The organism is Microvirga sp. HBU67558 (genome assembly GCF_018069605.1).
In the GTDB taxonomy this organism is placed as follows: domain Bacteria; phylum Pseudomonadota; class Alphaproteobacteria; order Rhizobiales; family Beijerinckiaceae; genus Microvirga; species Microvirga terrae.
Window position 1 is genome coordinate 1 of sequence record NZ_JAGPUP010000123.1, and the last position, 304, is coordinate 304.

Annotated in this window: 1 protein-coding gene; it reads left to right on the forward strand. The window is 58.9% G+C overall.

Going from position 1 to position 304, the window contains the following annotated elements; translation table 11 throughout:
* On the forward strand, positions 1 to 304 hold a 304-nt coding region (locus KBI52_RS00500), incomplete at both ends, for a transporter substrate-binding domain-containing protein (RefSeq protein WP_210804748.1).

Here is a 304-nt window from a genome sequence, read left to right on the forward strand (position 1 = left end):
ACGATCTGTGCGCCCGCATGAAGGTGAAGTGCGAGATCGTGGCTCAAGACTGGGACGGCATCATCCCGGCGCTTCAGGCCAAGAAGTACGACGCCATCATGGCCGGCATGACGATCACCGATAAGCGCAAGGAGGTGATCAACTTCTCCATTCCTTACGCAGATACCCCAAGCGTATTCCTGACGGCAAAGAACTCGCCGTTGGCCAAGCTTCCAGGCACTGGTCAGGCGTTCAACCTCTCGACCCAGCAGGCGGCTGCCGAGAAGGCGATCGAGGATCTCAAGCCGCTCCTGAAGGGAACGTC